This window comes from Flavobacterium sandaracinum (assembly GCF_004349135.1).
Classification (GTDB): domain Bacteria; phylum Bacteroidota; class Bacteroidia; order Flavobacteriales; family Flavobacteriaceae; genus Flavobacterium; species Flavobacterium sandaracinum.
Map to the genome: position 1 here is coordinate 45,714 of NZ_SMFN01000020.1, position 19,983 is coordinate 65,696.

Here is a 19,983-nt window from a genome sequence, read left to right on the forward strand (position 1 = left end):
TGAGTCTTAGACTCGACTGATTATTAGATCATTTTTTTTGTTAAGTAGAATTTACAATATTTTAATGAGGTATATCAGGTATATTATTATCTTAAATTATTGATACTGTTGTGTTTTTATATTAAATCATCTTCTTATTGCTCTCTTTCTTTTTCTTTTTAGCAATTCATCATCAACCACTGGATCTACTTCATAGAGAAGAGATGATAAAATGGATGTTAATTTTTCGGTGTTAATCTTCCAATCCTCTAATGACGGTTCTGTTTGTTGCACTTGCTTAGTTGTTTTGCCATCAGCACTAAATAATTCATTAAGTTTTAAGTTTTGATCAACTTCACTCGATTTGAAATCTGTACCTGATAGTTCGTGAAAAAAGTGATTCTCCTGGATAAAACCATCTTTATTTATTGTGGGTAAAATGTGAATTTCAAATTTCATCATCCTCTGTTGATACTCTTTTAAATTGTTTGGTTTTGTCATCAAAACATTCAAATGAGCATTCCTAATTTGCTTTTTTATATCATCCCTATTATTCGATTCTATTTCTATTTTTTTATTGATTTCATGTTTGTCTTGAGGACTTCCATTTTTTAAAATATTTTGATTTTGAAATTTTTCAAGTTCTTTTCGTTTATAATTAAAATGTTCATCAAAAGTTTTTTCGTTCGAATTGATCCATTTCACTCTATCAAATCCCACTTGATATTCGTTATTACCAATTTTTCTATTGGTTTGTTTTTCATTACAAGTAGGGCTTAATTTTAATATTTGTGTTTTATCTTTTCTGGAAACAATTATGTGAATGTGAGATTGCAGACCCTTTTTATACTCTCCAGAAATTTCCTTTCCATTAATAACCTCTTTATCTGTACCCTTGTATTTTCTAAAATGCTCAATTTTTGCAAAATAAACTAAATCAGCACCCGTTTTAATTCCTTTGTCTTGACGATTAAAATTCAAAGCATAGTTATCCATTACTTTGCGTCCATACTCTCTTATAAGATTATTAAATTGCTCTAATTCAGATGAGTTTAATTCCGAAATACTTGTAACTTCTTTTTTTCCTGTAGCCAGAAAGGCTATATGACTCAACTCATTCTCGCTGAAGCTAATTGTTGGAGCAAAATATTTAGCATCATTAGCTCCTAATTTTCTTTTATTGTTATCGATTGCGCTTATAACATCTATCGTACTGATATTAATCTCTGAAGCTGTAAAGAACCATTGTTTCCTATTTTCTAGCTGAGATATTTCACTCATTGAGGAAGATTTTTTGATGATTCTGTCTAATTCTTCATTTTCCTTTTCTAAGTAAATGGCTAAGTTGGAACAACTTCCTTTATTGTCTGCTCCAAGTGTACTATGATGTTTAGATATTGGCATTATGAAAAAAGAGATTTAATTTTACCCATAGTGCCCGATTTGTTTTTTTCGTCTAATAGTTGACAAATAAGCAAAATAGCTTGTCTATTTTTTTGTAATTCAGAAATTATCATTTTAGTTCTTTCCCCATCATTGCTATTTATTTTGTTCAGATTCTCAAGATGAGCTTTTTTTATTTCAGTTATTCGTTCTGAATGTTGGTTTAGGAGTTTATCTATCGAAATAATTAATTTTGAAATTTCTTCCTTTTGAGCATTTTGATAATTAAAAACATCTTGTCTTAATGGTTTCAAAATATCTCTTTCTTGAACTTTTAAAAAAGAGACTATCCTTCTATCTAAAGCGGCAACCATTAAAGATGGGTTTTTGTTTACAGCATCTTTGGGATCGATACCTGTTTTTTTGAAATAATAAATCATTTCTTGTATAAGAACCCCTAAGTTCATTCGTAAGCTTTCAGATAATTTCCCAAGTTCTGTATGCGCTTTTTCATCTATAATAATACTTTTTTTAGTCATAATTATAATTTTTAATACTGTTAATCAAGTGGTTACGTCTTTATTATATTTAAATTATAAAATCTTATAAACTTCATTCTTCAAGAAAGCCTTATTTTCAAGGCTTTGGCCTCGCAGAGCAAGTAGGATAGGGGTTTTTCCGCCCCTGTCCTACTTGCTACTCTTTTAGAGACATTTAGATTGCGATATCTTAGAGATTTCTATTCTTTTAGACATGTTTTTTTGTCTAAAAATTCATTTAAATCTTTGCATTCTGAATAAGTAATCCTACCATCTTTAGCTCCTGGAAATTGAGTTGAAATCAATTTAGTGTATTTGTCTCCAGCTTCATCATTATCGAGAAACAATTCGATTATTTTATAATTTTGTAGAATGGAAGTATTCTTTTCAACTAATGCTACAGAGTTTAAAATCAAAGAATCTGATTCCTCCATTGGTAGATTATTCCAAATTTGCTGAAACGACAAATAGTCAAAAAAACCTTCATAAACCCTAAGTATTTGTGAACCATTGCGAATCAAAGTTATATCTTTCTTTTTCAAACAAATCTTCGCATATTTGGATCTTATTTCCCAACCTTGACTATTATTTTGAAATCCAATCCCGAAGTATTTTTTATCATTAATAATGTAGTGTACTTCTTTTAGCTGTTCAATATTTTTATAAAATTTTATATGTCTACTCTCCAGATATTGTAATAAAGCGAAATGTTGAATTGGAATTATTTTTTCAATTTGATTAGTGTTACTTTCTTTAATTGGGACTTCAGAAATTTGCTTTTGAAAAGAAAAAAGAGTGTCAAATTTTTCTAAGTAAGTCAAAGCCTCTGTAACATTAAATCCAAACTTTTGAATTACAAAATCTATTACGTTTCCTCCAACTTGTTCCCCATGGTCAAACCATCTGTTAATTTTTCTATTGAGTTTAAATGAAGCTGTTTTTTCAATCCTAAATGGAGACAGGTACCAACTTTCAGTTTCATTACATTTAGTGGGTTCACATCCTAAATTTTGAAGAACTTTTTCTATTGGTATTTCTCTTGCTTGTGTTGTATTCATTGCAGTATTTTTGCGGGTTTAAAAAATAAAAAAAATGATGAATTGATGACAAAGTACCATCAGCCCAATAGTAACAGTGGTTTTACACGTCGTCATTTTGTCATCATGTCATCACTTTTAAAATTCAGTCATCATTTTTTATCATCATTTCATTTTTTGATGACAAAGTGATGACAAACAGAAGCCTTACTGTTGTTGGCTAAATTCTATATTGTCATCAATTCATCATTATAATCAGATAAAAAATCTCTAGTGATCGAATAATAACGACCTTTTGTTACGTTTTGATAAAAATCAAGGTCGTTAGTGATGCTTACTTTTTGATACTGGTTTGAATTTTTTGCTTGCTCTAGCTTCCAATTTTTGCGTATAATATTTTTTATTTCAACAGCATCATATCTAATCTTAAACTTGTTTAAAATGTTTAATAAGTCGGAGAAGCTAAAATCTAAATTTTCAATGTCCAAACTTTCCATTGTATTCAATAAAACATTAACTAATTCTCTTTCAATTTGATTTGAATTATACCTTACCAATTTTAACAACGCTTTTGTTTTAATCTGATCTGGAGTAAACCACATTCGTGATTGATTTTCAGTAGATAGTTTTCTATTGATTAAAAAATGTAAAAATGCTGGAATTTCATCTATTAGTTTTTGTAAAATATCAACATCTTCTTTTTGAAATTTATTAACCTTTATTACCCAAAAGCGAATTTCATCCGAGTCAATTTTAATAAATGAGGTTTCGTTGTTTGAACACAAAACGAATTTTCCAAAAAATGATGCTTCTTTTTTATCTTTTCCTTTTGCTTCTGTTTTATGAGTGTTGGCTGTAGATAGGTACTTTATTCGCTCGGTTAGTTCATCTGTCTTGAATAATACTTCATCAATACAAATTAAAAGTTTGGAACTCCAATCAGCGTTAAAATTTGAGGTGAAATCACTATTGGTCAGAAAAGTGAGGTTGTATTCAAATATTTCTTTAAGCCATTTTAAGAAAGTAGACTTGCCAGTATTACGTTCTTTACTCACTAAACATAAAATTGGAAGAATTTGAGTTGGTCTTAAATAAATCAATTGTAAATAATCAATTCCTAATTCCAATTGCTCTCCAAAAATATGAGCTAAAAAACCAAGAGTATTTTCAATATCTCCTTCACAAGGTGATTTACTTATTTGATGATAAGTATTGTAATAGTCCTGAATTCTTTTTAAAAAAAATTCAGGACGGTTCTCAGGAATACAAATGAAACCATCATATCTTTCAATTTCTGAAAGAACATTTTTACCATGATCTTGCCTTATAAGTTCTGGAGACCATATAACTAAAATTTCCACAAAATCACCTGAAGATAAAGGGTACAGGGATTTCTTAAAATAGGACGTACCTATTCGTAAATATTTCTCTTTCATTTTGTACAATGTTTTTTATTGTATCTTTGGAGGATATAACATAGTTAGAATTAAAATAAAGCGTTACAATTTAGCGGAATTGAACACTTTTATTTTTTTAACTGCTTGGAAAATTTAGACAAAACTTCCTCATCTGAATAGACTTTGTGCTTTCTAATCCATTCAACTATCTCAAGTCGATCGAAGAATAAAGCTCCGTTGGTTGGCTTGTTATGAGGGATTAATTTTTTAGCAGATAATTTGTGAATCGTACTATCTGAAAAGCCTGTATAGTTCATGAGATCTTTAATAGTAAAAATCTCTTTTTGGAACTGATTACCTTTTGTAATCATCATTTTAATTTCATTTAACTGTTCAATAATTTTTTGTGGGTTCATAATTTTTGTTTTAGAATTATGAGGCTAAACTATTGGAATGAAACTAGATGAAACGTGGAATTGCGACTTGGTCACATAATAATTCGGGGAATTTACATTTTTTGAACACTTTCATATACCTTTTTTTGAAAAAGGGTAACGGTTATTCTATTTTTATCAGATAATGATTTTTCATTTACAGGAATATATTTCCCTGCTTTCTTATATTGTAGCAGAGAAGCTATACATTTTTTAGGAATTACACTGCTTGAATCTAATTTTATCAAGAAAGGAATCATAAATTCATTGATAAAACCGTGTGTTTCCTGAGCACTAATTTCTAATTCAAAAAAATAATTGTTATTAGATTTTTTTAAGCAATTAGCAATCAAACTTTGAAAGTCACTTAATAATGTGTCATCGTTAAATAGTTCAATCTTTTTGAATTCAACATAATAGTAATTTATTGCATCTCTATTAGCCTCAATTAAATCAGCTACTTTTTTCTCAGATATATTATTTGAAGACTTTGATGTATTTTGGAACTGAGATAAATTACTATTTGACTTTTCTCTATTATATCGATTAAAAATATTATCACCTTTTAAAAAATATATGGAAGAAACAGTAAGTAAAAATGAAAAAACTACTCCTAAAATTAGAATTATTAAATGGAATAAAATAAAATTACCGTTGTATAATTGAAGAGCGCTATTGATAACGACAATAATAGGTAATAGCGGGGCTAAAATATATGACGTTTTCTTAGTTAATAAAGAATTTATCTTTTGTATTTGTCTATGAAGAAAGAAAAAAGATTTTTCAATTATTTTTATCATAACGCTAATTATTTTTAATTGAAAAGTAAAAATACTAAAAAAACATAGCTAATTGAAACAGAATGAAAAGTTTACTATCTTTGCGAGGTCAACAATTTGTTATACATATATTGTACTGATGAAAACAAAAAAGCCTCTACATTGCTGTAAAGGCTTGATTTTACTAGTGGTCCCACCTGGGCTCGAACCAGGGACCACCTGATTATGAGTCAGGTGCTCTAACCAGCTGAGCTATAGGACCGGTTTAGAGTTTGCAATATTACTACTATTTTTTCTTTGCTCCAAATATTTCCTTATTAGATTTTAGGATAATTAACTAATTAACACCACTGAATCACAAACCAACTGACTATTAGAATACTACCTTATTCCATTTAAAATAAAATTATTTAATTTCTTGACACAATTCAATCAGCACTCCATTAGTACTTTTGGGATGTAAAAAGGCAACCCATTTATTATCAGCGCCTTTCTTTGGAACTTCATTTAAAACCACAAAACCCTCTTTTTTTAAACGTGTAATTTCTGAAGTAATATCTTCTACATCAAAAGCGATGTGATGAATTCCTTCTCCTTTTTTTTCTAAAAACTTAGCAATAGGACTTTCGGGCGTGGTTGCTGCCAAAAGCTCAATTTTGTTAGGCCCATTCATAAAGAAAGAGGTGGTCACACCTTCACTTTCAACTGCTTCAAATTTGTAAGCAGGAGCACCAAAAAGTTTTTCAAAAACTAAATTTGACACTTCTAAATCCTTAACCGCAATCCCTATGTGTTCTATTTTTCTCATTATTTATACTATCAATTCAACGTTATTTTTAAATTCAAGCAGCCAGTAAGCCGTAACAAAATTTATTTGACGTAAATTTAATCATTAAAAACAAAAAAGTGACGCTTTCTATAAAAGTAAGCTCAAATAATTCGGTCATAATAATTCTATAAAAAATTTCGATTGCATGAATTATAATTGTTATTTTGTAGATTCTAATTATGATTTGATATGTTGAAAAACAATTTAAGATACGCCTTCCTATTGTTACTTTTTATTGTTGTTGGTTGCGCAAAACGAGGCTCAATAACCGGTGGTTTAAAAGACACTATTGCACCCGTTTTAAAAGCAAGTTATCCAGAAAATTTTAGCAAAAACTTCAAAGGAAACGAAATTAAGTTGGTATTTGACGAGAATATCAAATTGAAAAATCTGAACAAACAATTGATCATTTCTCCACCAATGAAAAACGAACCGTTGATTTTACCTACAACGGCAAGCAAAACGATTACCATAAAGATCAAAGATACTTTACAAGCAAATACCACTTACAGCTTTAATTTTGGCCAAAGTATCGCTGACAATAATGAAGGAAATCCATTCAATCAATTCAAATATGTATTTTCTACCGGCGATTATATTGACTCTTTGAGCCTTGATGGAATTGTAAAAAGCGCTTATGATAAAGAAATAGAATCATTCGTTTCGGTAATGCTATATGACGTGAATGACACTTTTAACGATTCAATTGTTTATAATGAAAATCCCAGATACGTAACCAACACGTTAGATAGCCTAAAGACTTTTCGTTTTGATAATTTAAAAGCTGGAAAATACCTTCTTGTAGCCATGAAAGACTATAACAGCAACAACAAATACAATCCAAAAACAGATAAAATTGGGTTTAGCAAGGAATTTATTACCGTCCCAAACGACACCATTTACGAGTTAGAGTTATTCAAAGAAACCCTTCCTTTCAAAATTTTCAAACCAAGTCAAGCTTCCGGGAACAGACTGCTCGTGGGATACGAAGGAAACGTGAATTCTGCGGCTGTAAGTCCAAAAATAGTATTAAAAAACAATAATGATCTCTTGTCTACGATCATTACTAAATTTCCAAAAAAGGACTCCTTACAAATCTGGTACAAACCCATTAAAGTTGATTCGCTTAATTTGGCTGTTGCCAAAGACAAGTACGAAACCAATTTCACCTTTAAAATAAAAGACCAAAAAAAGGACACCTTAAGCATCTCCCCAATACAAACTAGCACCATAAAATTCAGAGAGCGTTTTACATTAGAAAGTTCAACCCCATTAATCCGCGTTGAAAATTCTAAAATAAATTTAATCAACAATGCAAGAACTGAAGTGGTTTTTACCTCCGAATACGATGAGTTTAATCAAAAATTATATTTTGACTTTAAAAAGGAACCCTCAGAAAATTACACTTTTACAATTCTTCCCGGAGCATTAACTGATTTTTTCGAAAAATCGAATGATACGTTGACTTATAAACTAAACACTACAAACACATCAGATTACGGGAATCTCTCTGTAGCATTAGAAAACATAAAAGAATTTCCTGTCCTGATAGAACTGACAAATATAAAAGGTGATGTTTTGGCGAGTGAATACACTGAAAAAAACACCACAGTAGAATTTAATTTAATCGACCCTGCACTTTATACCTTACGCGCTATTTATGATACTAATAAAAACAAGGAATGGGACGCTGGAAACTATTTAGAAAAACGTCAGGCTGAGGAAGTAATCTATTTTTCCAAGGATATCGATGTTCGTGCTAATTGGGATGTGAATCAAATTTTTGATTTAAGCATTCCCTACACTCCCGAACCTAGAAAGAAAACCGATAAGAAAAATCAGAACTAGCTATTCTTAATTTCAAAAGAGTCTCTGTCGTTTAAAAAACCTAATTTTTGTCGGGTTTCCAGCATTTTTTCTTTGTCTAATACTACTAAAAACGAACCTTCAGATTCTTCTGGATCCAAGACATAATTCCCAAGAAAATCGACCGCTTGTGAGTGACCAATGTATTCGTAACCATTCGAATCAGTTCCTATTCTGTTGACACCAATAGCATAGCTCATATTTTCTATCGCACGGGCTTTTAGTAAAGCATCCCAAGCATTAGTTCTAATTTTTGGCCAACTTGCCACATAAATCAATAAGTCATAATCCTCTAAATTTCTGGAAAAAGCCGGAAATCGCAAATCATAACAAATCAGTGGACAAATTTTCCAACCCAAATAGTCGATTACTATTTTTTGGCTTCCACTTGTGTACACCTTATCCTCGCCAGCCAAGGTGAATAAATGTCTTTTATCATAATACTGGATTTCACCTGATGGAAATACAAATACCAATCGATTGTAAAAATTCTCATTTTCCTTTATAACTAAACTTCCCATGATGGCGCAGTTTTTAGCTTTCGCCAAAGCTTGAAGCCAATTTACCGTTTGACCCTGCATGGTTTCAGCAACAGCTGTGGCATTCATCGTAAACCCGCTTGTAAACATTTCTGGTAATACAATTAAATCAACAGCAGAAACAATTTTATTTATTTTAGCCTCGAAATAATCGCGATTTGACTTTGGATTTTCCCAAATTAAAGGAGCTTGGATCAGGTTGACTTGCATTGTTATATTTTTTTTATAAAAATAAGGAATATCACAATACAATAAGTTCATTATATTAGCCAAAAAAACTTTATGAAAAAGATCTTATTAGCAAGCACACTATTGTTTTCTGTTTTGATTTTTGGCCAGGAAAAATCTGGAGCAAAACAATTTTGGGAAAACTTACAAAAACAATGTGGCAAATCATTTGAAGGTGAAGTAAAAGAAGGTGCTGCAAATGATACTTTTCGAGATAAAAAACTAGTAATGCATGTTCGCAATTGTGATGAAAACACGATTCGGATTCCATTTTTTGTAGGAGACGATAAATCAAGAACTTGGGTATTAACCTATACAAATGATCGTATTCAATTGAAACACGATCACCGTCACGAAGATGGATCTGAAGATAAAGTGACTCAATACGGCGGAACAACCTCAAATTCTGGTTCATCAACGCTTCAGTTTTTTCCGGCAGATCAAGAAACCTGCGACTTAATTCCAAATGCTTCCGCAAATGTCTGGTGGATTACTTTGGACGAAACCTCCTTCACGTATAACCTAAGACGCATCGGTTCAGACCGATTGTTTACTGTGAAATTTGACATTACAAAAGCAGTCGCAACACCTTCAGCACCTTGGGGATGGAAAGACTAAACTCAATCCTGAAATCTAACTTTTAACCATAAAAAAACGCATTCAACTTTGACATTGAATGCGTTTTTAAATTATTATTTAATCTTTAGATCTTTGACTTTGGGCTTTACGACCCAATGATTATCCTTTCAAACTTGCAGATAGATATTCTCTATTCATTCTAGCAATGTTCTCCAAAGAAATTCCTTTAGGACATTCTACTTCACAAGCTCCAGTATTGGTACAGTTACCAAAACCTTCCGCATCCATTTGCGCAACCATATTCATTACACGGTCAGCTGCTTCAACTTTACCTTGTGGCAATAAAGCAAATTGAGACACTTTTGCAGAAACAAATAACATAGCAGATGAGTTTTTACAACTTGCAACACAAGCTCCACAACCAATACAAGTTGCAGCATCAAAAGCTCTATCTGCATCATGCTTAGGAATAGGAATTGTATTGGCATCGATTGTGTTTCCAGATGTGTTTACAGACACAAATCCACCCGATTGCTGGATTCTGTCAAATGCTCCTCTGTCTACTACTAAATCTTTAATTACTGGGAAAGCTTTTGCTCTAAATGGCTCAATAAAGATAGTATCTCCATCTTTAAATTTACGCATGTGCAACTGACAAGTCGTAACTAAACGATCTGGTCCATGTGCTTCACCATTGATGTATAACGAACACATTCCGCAAATTCCTTCACGACAGTCATGATCAAAAGCAACTGTATCTTCTCCCTTAACGATCAACTCATCGTTTAAAATGTCAAGCATTTCAAGGAAAGACATATCTGGTTCAATTCCGTCAATGGGATATTCTACGATTTTACCTTCTGCAGCGGCATTTTTCTGACGCCATATTTTTAATGTAAGTTTCATATTTTTAGTTTGAAAGTCATAAAGTCGAAAGTCGAAAGTCGATTGACATGGTGCCATTTGACTTTAAGACGTTAGACATTTGACTAAATTATTTATAACTTCTTTGAACCAGTTTCACGTTATCAAACACTAATTGCTCTTTGTGCAACACTGCATCGCTAGGACTTCCTTTGTATTCCCATGCTGCAACATACGCAAAGTTTTCGTCATCACGTTGTGCTTCTCCTTCTGGTGTTTGGTACTCTTCACGGAAATGTCCTCCACAAGATTCGTTTCTATGCAACGCGTCTTTAGCAAATAACTCTCCTAATTCAAGGAAATCTGCAATACGAAGTGCTTTGGCCAACTCTGGATTAAAACTATCTGCTGTTCCAGGAATTTTTACTTCTTTGTAAAATTCTTCTCTGATGGCTGCAATTTCATTTTGCGCTTCCGTTAAACCTTCAGCATTACGTGCCATTCCAACTTTGTCCCACATGATTTTTCCTAATTTCTTATGGAAATAATCTGCTGGTTTTGAACCTCCATTATTCATCAAGGCTACAATCTGTTGTTTTACATTATTCTCTGCTTGCTCAAACTCAGGTGAATCAGTAGAAATGGTACCCATTTTAATATCTGGTGCCAAATAATCTCCAATAGTGTATGGCAATACAAAATAACCATCAGCCAAACCTTGCATCAACGCCGAAGCTCCTAGTCTGTTGGCCCCGTGATCTGAGAAGTTAGATTCTCCAATAGAGAAACATCCTGGAATAGTCGTTTGTAAGTTATAATCAACCCAAGTTCCTCCCATAGTATAATGCACTGCAGGATAAATCATCATAGGCGTTGCGTATGGATTCTCATCTACAATTTTCTCATACATCTGGAATAAGTTACCGTATTTATTAGCTACAACTTCAGTTCCTAATTGAACAACCAAAGCGTTATCATTCTCGTCCAAATGTTTTAACCTAGCTTGATCTATTCCATATCTTTCGATTGCCGCAGCAAAATCAAGGTAAACCGCTTCTCCTGTTTTATTAACACCAAAACCGGCATCACATCTTTCTTTAGCTGCACGAGAAGCAATATCTCTAGGCACTAAATTTCCAAAAGCTGGATATCTTCTTTCTAAATAATAATCTCTGTCTGCTTCCGCAATTTGAGTTGGTTTTAATTTTCCTTCACGAATCGCTTTTGCATCTTCTAATTTTGCAGGAACCCAAATACGTCCGTCATTACGCAAAGATTCTGACATCAAGGTCAATTTTGCTTGATGATCTCCAGATACTGGAATACATGTTGGGTGAATTTGCGTGTAACAAGGATTTGCAAAATACGCTCCTCTTTTGTGAATTTTCCAAGCTGCTGTTACGTTACTTCCCATTGCGTTAGTCGACAAGAAAAATACGTTTCCGTATCCTCCAGAAGCAATAACTACAGCATGCGCAGAGTGTCTTTCGATTTCTCCTGTAACCAAGTTACGTGCTATAATTCCTCTCGCTTTTCCGTTTACGATTACTAAGTCTAGCATCTCGTGACGGTTGTGCATTTTTATTTTTCCACGACCTATTTGGCGATTCATTGCTGAATAAGCACCTAATAAAAGTTGTTGTCCTGTTTGTCCTTTAGCATAAAAAGTTCTGGAAACTAATGTACCTCCAAAAGAACGGTTATCTAATAATCCACCATATTCACGAGCAAAAGGAACACCTTGAGCCACACACTGGTCGATTATATTAGTAGAAACCTCAGCTAGACGGTGTACGTTTGCTTCACGCGCACGATAATCGCCTCCTTTTACTGTATCATAAAACAAACGGAAAGTTGAATCTCCATCTCCTTGATAATTCTTTGCAGCATTAATTCCCCCTTGTGCAGCAATAGAGTGCGCACGACGTGGTGAATCTTGAAAACAAAATGCTTTTACGTTATATCCTAACTCTGCTAATGTTGCAGCTGCAGAACCTCCAGCTAATCCTGTACCAACTACAATAATATCTAAATTACGTTTGTTAGCAGGGTTTACTAAATTAATATGATCTTTATAATTTGTCCATTTGTCCGAAATTGAACCTCCTGGAATTTTTGAATCTAATGCCATTTATAATTTAATATTAATGATTAAAATGATGAAATAATGCAATGAAAATGAATCCAAAAGGAATTACGATTGCAAAACCATATCCGAAACCTTTTAATGATTTTGAATACTTATTATTAAATCCAACGGATTGAAAAGAAGAACTGAATCCATGCCATAAGTGCAATGACAACAAAAGGAATGATAAGGAATACAATCCCGTACGTATTGGACTCTCGAATTTTTCAGCTAATTCATGAAAATATCTAGTTTCATTCAATGGACTAACATCTACATATTTGTAAACCATTTCGGGAACCCAAAAATCATAAAAATGAACTAATAAAAACGCTAAAACTACTGATCCAGAAATGATCATATTTCTTGAAGCCCAAGAAGAATTAGCCGCTCCGTTATTCTTAGCATAAGAAATTGGTCTTGCACTGTTATTTTTATATTCCAATACAAAACCCATTATAAAGTGAAATATTACCCCTACAATTAATATAGGCTGTATAACAAATTGAACTAATGGATTATTTCCCATAAAGTGGGAAATGGAATTAAACGTATCGGCACTGAAAACCGATGTCATATTGATAAAAAAATGCTGTGCTAGAAACAACATCAGAAAAAGGCCTGAAAGTGCCATAGCTACTTTTTTTGCTATTGACGATTTCAATAATGCAGATTTTGCCATAAGATTTAAATAATTGATTTTAAAGAATTGTACAAAAATAAAGCAATTAGACAGTAACTACAACCTTTTCGCTGTTATTTATAATGAATTTAAAGTGTTTTACACAAAACACCAAGAAATCCTTAAAAATCTAACATATACCCTAAAATTGGCAGAAAAGCGATTAAACAAAAAAGAAAAAAATCTTAAATAGCTCATCGCGATATTGCTGAAAAAGCGAGCTGTAAACAGTCCAAAAATAGCAATTCAATAATTTTTATCGTGCTAAATTTCCAATTCAACAAAAAGTACAGGACTTGCCATTTTAAGACTCCAAATCACTTGCTGTAGCTAGCTATGCTTTTAACTTTGTCTTTTAAAATTTAAAGAATGAAAATAGGAATTGACGCTATCACTTTTGATGTTGCAAAAATACATTTACCAATTAAAACTTTGGCAAAAACCAGAAATATTGATCCCGAAAAATTAGAAAAAGGACTGGGACTGCTCAAAATGACTTTACCGGACACCCATCAAGACACAGTAGTTTTTGGGGCTAATGCCTTGACAAAATTAATTATAGATCAGGCAATTGACCTTAAAGACGTAGCGCGCATTTATGTGGGAACAGAAAGCGCAATTGACAGCTCAAAACCAATCAGCTCGTTTTTAGTAGCATTGATGGAAGAAGAATTTGGAGAAAATAGCTTATCCGAATGCGATGTGGTCGATTTTACTTTTGCCTGCATTGGTGGAGTGGATGCCATGCAAAACTGTATCGATTTTGTAACCTTGAATCCAACCAAAAAAGCCATTGTCGTTGCTACCGATTTTGCAAAATACGATTTGAACTCTACCGGTGAATACACGCAAGGCGCCGGCGCTTTGGCCATGCTGATAACTTCAGATCCAAGGATTATAGCTTTCGAAAACAATTGGGCCACCAGCACCAAAGGCGTTTTTGACTTTTTTAAACCATACCGAACGATTTCGAAAACAGCAATTACAGGAAATGAAACAAACGAAGCTTGGTTTGAAAATCTAGAAAGCGAAATTGAAATCCACAAAGACCAACCCGTTTTTGACGGCCAATATTCGAATCAATGTTATATGGATCGAACTAGAGATGCTTACTTTTCGTTCAAAAAATTAAAAAACACCACCGAAACCGTTTACGATTCCTGGAAAAGCATTGTTATGCATTTGCCTTACGCTTTTCAAGGACGCCGAATGTTATCTGAAATTTATGCTTTAGACGGCTCGAATACAACTATTTCAGGAAACGAAGATGCTATTGAATACCAAAACAAACTGAAAGAAACGAGCAAATCTGATGCCTACAAAACGTTTGTTACCGAAAAATTAATGCCTGCCGAAATTGCTTCATCACTGATAGGAAATCTTTATACCGGATCTATTTTTATGGGTTTACTGTCCACTTTAGCACATCATTACGACACAAAAAAAGAAATTTCTGGAACCACATTTGGATTCCTAGCCTACGGAAGCGGTTCTAAATCGAAAGTATTTGAAGGAACCATTCAACCCAATTGGAAATCAGCGATGACAAGCATACACCTTTTTGAAACCCTAGAAAAAAGCTTTGAAATAGATTTTGAAGCTTACGAAAAACTCCATAAAAAGGAACAAAAAATGAGTGTTCAAGTTCCAAAAAGCGAATGGACCCTGGATCATATTGAAACTGAAAATCCTAACTTATTAGGAGCACGTTATTACAAGTGGGCCGAATAATCAAACCCTAAAATAAGAAAGCGACGAAAATTCTACTAGGAATTTTTCGTCGCTTTCTTATTTTAACACAACATCCAACTAACTAAACTTCGCCATATACTGCTGCACAATCAAATCTGTATTTTCATTGCGTGTTTTCTGCTCCAATTGAATTGGTGGAGAAGCTCTTTCCAAACAATTTTTAACTGCACAGGTTTCACAAGTAACTCCAACCACTTGTTTCTTGATGGAATTGCTCTCCATAAATTTAAATTTCTTTTTAACCGCTGGTGTGATCAAAATTCCAACAGAAATACTACGAATACAATCTACCTTGAACGGATCTGGTGTTGCAGATGAAAAGACCAAGTACTCATTTTTACTGTTTTCATAACTGGATATTTGAGCGTCAAAGAAGTGATTTTTCTTTTGTTTCAAAGATTCTTCAATAGTCCGAATAGAAACCCAGCGGCGGCAATAATGCTCATTCATTTCATTCGCATGCGGTTCCTGCTGATTCGTGATGTGCAATTCCTTTTTTATCTGGTACGTATCAGCTCCAATTTTATGAGACAATCTAAGAAAAAAGAGATTTTTTAATTGAAAATCTTTTGGTAAAATATTGGTTAATCTTTGGTAAAAAGATTCTGGCGAAACATTAAATCCGCTCATTAGCGCGATCATCTCTTGCGGTTTTGGATCTGTTTTTGCTAGAAAAATATTCAATTCATCAATCAATTTTTGTCTAGGTATAAGTAAGGCCCCTGCAAAATAGGAGGCATAAAAATTATTTAAAACCTGATCAAAATTATCAAATTTAATCCAACTAAAGGTATACAACCGCTCTGTAATTTCTAGATAATTATAGGCAATTTCTTTGGCTAGAATAAATGCTTTTTGAGGTTCATCAATATCTAGTGAAAGTAATAACGTCTTACTTTTTGGCACAAATATCGATCGTAAGTCCCCTAACTGTTCTTGTTCAGAAAAAATAAGCTCTTGGATTGTGTATCCATATTCCTCAATCAATATTGCCGTGAGCTCCTCAACAGAAATTTTAGTATCAATATTTACATAAAAAGCTTTGGAGAACTCCAACACCTTTTGCTCTAAATCTTCAAAGTAGTTATTGTGCGCCTCTTGATACGAACGTAAAGAAGCCAAAAAGAAACTTTCTCGGGTCAAATTATAATGTTGCGCAATCTCAATAATCGTACTTATAAAGGCATTGACTTTTGCGGGAGCATTAGCAATAATATCGATCAGATCGTTTTCCTGAATCCCGAAAATTTCAAGAGGTATCTCTTTTAGAATCCCCGATTTTAGGATTTCTCCGATGGGCGCCAGATTATTATCCAATTTCAATGAAACCATATTATCATAGGAAATATCTAATTTTTCAGCTAAGAGAATGATTTTATCTGTTTTAGGATACTTCTTCCCTTTTTCAATTTCATTTAAATATGATTTTGAAAGGTCTGTAATTTTGGCTAAGCCAAATAAAGATAAATTCCTATTCGTTCGCGCCTGCTTGAGTTTTAGGCCAAAAATCAGCTTGATGTAATCCTTTTCTATGTTCATATTTCAAAGATACATTAAAAAATATTTGCGTCAAAAAAATTATTTTCAACTTTTAGCGTACGTTCGCTTGTTTTATAAAAAACTTTTTGTAGTATTGCAGTGTTGAATAATTACATATTCCTATCAAAAGTCAATTAGTGTTAAATTAAATAAGCCATAAAATGAAATTTAAAGAAGTATATTCGGAAAATTTGTTAAATTTTTCAGAAGAAACCACGGAACGTTTCCCAGAGATCTTAACTGATGAAGCAATGACTTTTTTGTCTTTACTTCATGAGAATTTTAACGAAAAAAGACTAGCGCTTTTGGAGGAAAGAAAGAAGCAACAAGCATTATTCGATGCAGGTGCAGTACCCACTTTTCCACTTGAAACAAAAAGCATTCGAGAAAGTAATTGGGAAGCCGCTAAAACACCTGAGGATTTATTAGACCGAAGAGTAGAAATAACCGGACCAGTAGATCGAAAAATGGTCATCAACGCATTAAATTCAGGAGCAAAAACTTTTATGGCTGATTTTGAAGACAGCACATCACCAACTTGGAGCAACTTAATGACCGGCCAACAGAATCTTAAAGATGCTGTAAACAAAACCATCACATTAGAGGACACCATAAAAAATAAAAAATACAGCCTAAACAACAAAACCGCCGTATTACTTGTTCGCCCAAGAGGATTGCATCTACCAGAAAAACATCTTTTAGCAAATGGAGAAACAACTTCAGGTTCGTTAATTGACTTCGGTTTGTATGCTTTTCACAATCATAAAAAGCTAATTGAAGATGAAACAGCACCCTATTTTTATATTCCAAAACTGGAACACTATCTGGAAGCAAGATGGTGGAATGAAGTTTTCGAATTCACACAGGAATACTTGGGCGTAAAAAACGGAACATTCAAAGCAACGGTTCTAATAGAAACAATAACTGCTAGTTTTCAGTTGGACGAAATCATTTTTGAACTGAAAGAGCATATTGTAGGGCTTAATTGCGGAAGATGGGATTATATTTTCTCTTACATCAAAAAACTTAGAAAAAACCCGGCTTTCACCGTTCCAAACAGAGATCAGGTAACCATGACTGCACCGTTTATGAGTGCCTATTCCCAACTAGTAATTCAAAGATGCCACAAGCGAAATATTCATGCAATTGGTGGAATGGCGGCGCAAATTCCGATTAAAAATAACGAAGAAGCCAACAAAACAGCCTTCGACAAAGTAATCGCCGACAAAGAACGGGAAGTGAAAAATGGTCATGACGGAACTTGGGTCGCACATCCGGATTTAGTTTCACTTGCCATGACAGTTTTCGATAAATACATGCCAGAAAAAAATCAAATTGCTGTTAAAAGAGAAGACGTACACGTTACTGAAAGTGATTTATTGGAAACTCCAAAAGGAACCATTACTGAAGAAGGGGTTCGAAAAAATATTAGTATCTCTGTTTTGTATATCGCTTCATGGCTCAACGGACAAGGCGCTGCCGCCTTACACAATTTAATGGAAGATGCTGCTACTGCTGAGATTTCAAGATCACAATTGTGGCAATGGCTGCAAAACGAAGTGGTTTTGGACAATAAAAAAGTATTAAATACAAATTACTATCATCGTTTAGCAATGGAAGAATTTGAAAAAATCAGAAAGCTCGTTGGAGATGACAATCATGAAAAACAAAAATACAGACTGGCGGAACAATTATTAGACATTCTAGTCGTAAACGATAATTTTATCGAATTTTTGACTCTTCCTGGATACAAATACATTTAGAATACCAAATACAAAACCTATAAACAAGCAACTAAAAAAAAAAAGATGAAAACTACAGAAACAAGAATTCAAGAATTAGTTACCGACTGGATTACAAACCCAAGATGGAATGGTATTGAGCGTCCATACACTGCCGAAGAAGTAGTAAAATTACAAGGGTCGTATCAAATTGAGCACAGTGTCGCCAGAATTGGAGCCAATACATTATGGAGCAAACTAAATTCTCAGGATTTTGTAGCCGGACTTGGCGCGCTTACCGGAAATCAAGCCATTCAAGAAGTGGAAGCAGGTTTAGACGCGATTTATTTGAGCGGATGGCAGGTTGCTGCTGATGCAAATGTAGCAGGCGAAATGTATCCTGACCAATCGTTATACCCTGCGAACAGCGTTCCATTGGTAGTAAAACGAATCAACAATGCGCTTTTACGTGCAGATCAAATACAAGTAGTAAACGGAACAGCTGACAAAAAAGACTACTTAGTGCCTATTGTTGCTGATGCAGAGGCTGGTTTTGGAGGAAACCTTAATGCTTTTGAATTGATGAAAGCGATGATTGAAGCTGGAGCTGCAGGGGTTCACTTTGAAGACCAATTGAGTTCTGCTAAAAAATGCGGTCACTTAGGCGGAAAAGTATTGGTTCCAACACAAGAAGCCATCAACAAACTAATTGCAGCTCGTTTAGCAGCTGACGTTATGGGAACACCTACCATTGTAGTTGCACGTACCGATGCGGATGCTGCTAACTTATTGACTAGCGATATTGACCCTAGAGATGCTAAATTCATCACGGGAGAAAAAACCGGAGAAGGCTTTTTCTATGTAAATTGTGGTGTAGAGCAAGGTATTGACAGAGGTTTGAGTTATGCGCCATATGCTGATTTAATCTGGATGGAAACTAGCAATCCGGATCTGGATTACGCAAGACAATTTGCTGAAGGAATTCATGCTAAATTTCCAGGAAAAATGTTAGCCTACAACTGTTCTCCTTCTTTTAACTGGGCTGCAAAATTATCAGTTGCGGAGATGGAGACCTTCAGAGAAGATTTGGCAGAAATGGGATACAAATTCCAATTCATCACATTGGCAGGATTCCACGCATTAAATACAAGTATGTTCGAATTATCTAAAGCCTACAAAGAAAGAGGAATGGCAGGATATTCTGAATTGCAAGAAAGAGAATTTGCGTTGCAACAACACGGATTCAAAGCGGTAAAACACCAAGGTTTCGTAGGAACTTCTTATTTTGATGCAGTACAAAATACAGTGACAATAGGAAAATCATCTACAACTGCTATGAAAGATTCTACAGAAGTGGCGCAGTTCTAATGACATAATTATTATAAAAAAAAGCACGATCTCATTTGAAATTACACTGCCCCCAAAAAGTTAGACACTATTTGGGGGCATTTTTATGGAAAGAAAAGTCAAGTATGAATACACATTTAAGCTTGAATGTGTAGAATTAGTTATCAAACAGCACAATTCCTGTGTATCTGTAGCTAATAAAAAGATGGTTCATAGATCCAGTATTAAGAAATGGGTTAGATTATACAATTATTATGGTGAAGATGGATTAATACCAAGGAAGAACCGTAGTTATAGTGATGCATTTAAATTCAATGTTTTACAATCAATTCAGAAAGATTCTTTGTCATTATTGGATAGT

The 19,983-nt window shown here is 33.5% G+C and carries 18 protein-coding genes and 1 tRNA gene; 6 read left to right on the plus strand and 13 right to left on the minus strand.

Annotation, left to right across the window (positions count from 1 at the left end):
* Positions 1-126 precede the first annotated feature (126 nt).
* The 8 genes from E0F91_RS14410 to mce form a co-directional block, all read right to left on the minus strand.
* Entirely contained in the window at positions 127-1,383 is a 1,257-nt protein-coding gene (locus tag E0F91_RS14410; RefSeq protein ID WP_132067155.1) for a DUF5712 family protein, read from the minus strand.
* Complete coding sequence (locus E0F91_RS14415) at positions 1,383-1,901, minus strand: BfmA/BtgA family mobilization protein (RefSeq protein WP_132067156.1); 519 nt, start codon at positions 1,899-1,901, stop codon at positions 1,383-1,385. The genes E0F91_RS14410 and E0F91_RS14415 overlap by 1 nt, the downstream gene beginning before the upstream one ends.
* Before the next feature lie 200 nt (positions 1,902-2,101).
* Positions 2,102-2,959 carry a toprim domain-containing protein gene (locus E0F91_RS14420; RefSeq protein ID WP_132067157.1) on the minus strand — a complete coding sequence of 286 codons (858 nt, stop codon included), beginning with the start codon at positions 2,957-2,959 and terminating at the stop codon, positions 2,102-2,104.
* Positions 2,960-3,165: 206 nt separating this feature from the next.
* On the minus strand, positions 3,166-4,374 hold the full coding sequence (locus E0F91_RS14425) for a primase-helicase family protein (protein ID WP_132067158.1): 1,209 nt from the start codon (positions 4,372-4,374) through the stop codon (positions 3,166-3,168).
* 89 nt (positions 4,375-4,463) lie between these two features.
* Positions 4,464-4,751 carry a helix-turn-helix transcriptional regulator gene (locus E0F91_RS14430; RefSeq protein WP_132067159.1) on the minus strand — a complete coding sequence of 96 codons (288 nt, stop codon included), beginning with the start codon at positions 4,749-4,751 and terminating at the stop codon, positions 4,464-4,466.
* Between the two features lie 92 nt (positions 4,752-4,843).
* Complete coding sequence (locus tag E0F91_RS14435; protein WP_132067160.1) at positions 4,844-5,569, minus strand: hypothetical protein; 726 nt, start codon at positions 5,567-5,569, stop codon at positions 4,844-4,846.
* A gap of 167 nt (positions 5,570-5,736) precedes the next feature.
* A tRNA-Ile gene (locus tag E0F91_RS14440) sits at positions 5,737-5,810 on the minus strand.
* 144 nt (positions 5,811-5,954) lie between these two features.
* Positions 5,955-6,356, minus strand: coding sequence for a methylmalonyl-CoA epimerase (gene mce, locus E0F91_RS14445; protein WP_132067161.1), 402 nt, complete (start codon positions 6,354-6,356; stop codon positions 5,955-5,957).
* 210 nt (positions 6,357-6,566) lie between these two features.
* Here mce and E0F91_RS14450 point away from each other — a divergent pair, with 210 nt between their 5' ends.
* On the plus strand, positions 6,567-8,225 hold the full coding sequence (locus E0F91_RS14450; RefSeq protein ID WP_132067162.1) for an Ig-like domain-containing domain: 1,659 nt from the start codon (positions 6,567-6,569) through the stop codon (positions 8,223-8,225).
* Here the strand turns inward: E0F91_RS14450 and E0F91_RS14455 are convergent.
* Positions 8,222-8,992: an amidohydrolase gene (locus E0F91_RS14455; protein WP_132067163.1), complete on the minus strand. Its 771-nt coding sequence runs from the start codon at positions 8,990-8,992 to the stop codon at positions 8,222-8,224. The genes E0F91_RS14450 and E0F91_RS14455 overlap by 4 nt on opposite strands.
* 72 nt (positions 8,993-9,064) lie before the next feature.
* Between E0F91_RS14455 and E0F91_RS14460 the strand changes: the two genes are divergently transcribed.
* A complete protein-coding gene (locus E0F91_RS14460; protein WP_132067164.1) occupies positions 9,065-9,628 on the plus strand; it encodes a hypothetical protein in 564 nt (187 codons plus the stop codon).
* A 120-nt stretch (positions 9,629-9,748) separates the two neighbouring features.
* Here E0F91_RS14460 and E0F91_RS14465 read toward each other — a convergent pair whose 3' ends face one another.
* The 3 genes from E0F91_RS14465 to E0F91_RS14475 all read right to left on the minus strand — a co-directional run bounded on the left by E0F91_RS14465 (position 9,749) and on the right by E0F91_RS14475 (position 13,263).
* Entirely contained in the window at positions 9,749-10,495 is a 747-nt protein-coding gene (locus tag E0F91_RS14465; protein WP_091253757.1) for a succinate dehydrogenase/fumarate reductase iron-sulfur subunit, read from the minus strand.
* Positions 10,496-10,583: 88 nt separating this feature from the next.
* On the minus strand, positions 10,584-12,584 hold the full coding sequence (locus E0F91_RS14470) for a fumarate reductase/succinate dehydrogenase flavoprotein subunit (RefSeq protein ID WP_132067165.1): 2,001 nt from the start codon (positions 12,582-12,584) through the stop codon (positions 10,584-10,586).
* Between the two features lie 13 nt (positions 12,585-12,597).
* Positions 12,598-13,263, minus strand: coding sequence for a succinate dehydrogenase cytochrome b subunit (locus E0F91_RS14475; RefSeq protein ID WP_132067166.1), 666 nt, complete (start codon positions 13,261-13,263; stop codon positions 12,598-12,600).
* A 369-nt stretch (positions 13,264-13,632) separates the two neighbouring features.
* Here E0F91_RS14475 and E0F91_RS14480 point away from each other — a divergent pair, with 369 nt between their 5' ends.
* A complete protein-coding gene (locus tag E0F91_RS14480) occupies positions 13,633-14,994 on the plus strand; it encodes a hydroxymethylglutaryl-CoA synthase family protein (RefSeq protein ID WP_132067167.1) in 1,362 nt (453 codons plus the stop codon).
* A gap of 78 nt (positions 14,995-15,072) precedes the next feature.
* On the opposite strand, the gene E0F91_RS14485 is transcribed toward E0F91_RS14480, so the two are convergent.
* Positions 15,073-16,554 carry a helix-turn-helix domain-containing protein gene (locus E0F91_RS14485; RefSeq protein WP_132067168.1) on the minus strand — a complete coding sequence of 494 codons (1,482 nt, stop codon included), beginning with the start codon at positions 16,552-16,554 and terminating at the stop codon, positions 15,073-15,075.
* A 161-nt stretch (positions 16,555-16,715) separates the two neighbouring features.
* On the opposite strand from E0F91_RS14485, the gene aceB reads away from it, so the two are divergent.
* The 3 genes from aceB to E0F91_RS18245 all read left to right on the plus strand — a co-directional run.
* Positions 16,716-18,317: a malate synthase A gene (gene aceB, locus E0F91_RS14490; protein WP_132067169.1), complete on the plus strand. Its 1,602-nt coding sequence runs from the start codon at positions 16,716-16,718 to the stop codon at positions 18,315-18,317.
* Positions 18,318-18,362: 45 nt separating this feature from the next.
* Positions 18,363-19,643: an isocitrate lyase gene (gene aceA, locus E0F91_RS14495; RefSeq protein ID WP_132067170.1), complete on the plus strand. Its 1,281-nt coding sequence runs from the start codon at positions 18,363-18,365 to the stop codon at positions 19,641-19,643.
* Positions 19,644-19,728: 85 nt separating this feature from the next.
* Positions 19,729-19,983 (plus strand): helix-turn-helix domain-containing protein (locus E0F91_RS18245; RefSeq protein WP_132064941.1); only part of this gene is annotated, 255 nt, incomplete at its 3' end.